Annotated in this window: 1 protein-coding gene and 1 pseudogene; both read right to left on the reverse strand. The window is 67.1% G+C overall.

Annotated features, from left to right (window positions below; genetic code table 11):
• A pseudogene (locus tag ADL29_RS06780) lies at window positions 1-209 on the reverse strand (hypothetical protein); the annotation flags it as partial.
• Between the two features lie 43 nt (window positions 210-252).
• Window positions 253-633, reverse strand: coding sequence for a hypothetical protein (locus tag ADL29_RS06785; RefSeq protein WP_053922827.1), 381 nt, complete (start codon window positions 631-633; stop codon window positions 253-255).
• Between the last annotated feature and the right edge of the window lie 87 nt (window positions 634-720).

Consider the following 720-nt stretch of genomic DNA (forward strand, 5'->3'; position numbering starts at 1 on the left):
CGAAAGTGCAGTGCGTCGAGCGCGGTTTTCTGCTCGTCGGTCATCTCGTCGCCGGAGTGTCCGAAGACGCCTGGGGCGAGGACGATGCAGCCGTCGAGGGTGAGTTGCCGGTTGGCGTCGGCGATCTCGGTCCGGAACCGGGTGGAGCCGCAGATCGTGACGATTCGGGGCTGGTCGGTCTGGTGGATCTGCATGCTGAGGTAACTCATGACTGGTCTCCTGTCTTGATCAATCGATGTGGGCGCGATGGTTCTACGGCTGGTCGGTGGGGACGGGCTGCCACGGGCCGACCCAGCGGCGCACCAGCTCGGTGTTCTCGGTGCCGGCCGGTTCGGTGAAGAACGAACGCGCGTCGTCCTCGTTGTCGCGGGTCAGGATCGAGGACTGCCCACGTAGCGAGTTGAACCGGATCGCCCACTCCGAGTCACCGTCAACCGGGGGGAGGCGACCGGCCTCGGCCAGTCGGCGTCGTTCGTCTTCGCGAATCAGTTCCGCGATCGCGTCGTAGGTCGCTCGCGCGTACTGCATGCTCGGGGCGAGCCCGGCGCGCTCGTGGTGGGCGACAGCGGCGGTGGTGCAGCGGTCTCGCAGGCGCACGGCGGCAGCGATCACGCTGAGGTCCGGGGCGGTCACTGGTCCTCCTTCCAGTCGCAGGTGCAGATGTCACCGCAGTGGAAAACCCAGCCACCGTCTTCGTCAAGGTCGTCGTCGAGCCCGCCG

Source organism: Streptomyces chattanoogensis (assembly GCF_001294335.1).
GTDB lineage: Bacteria > Actinomycetota > Actinomycetes > Streptomycetales > Streptomycetaceae > Streptomyces > Streptomyces chattanoogensis.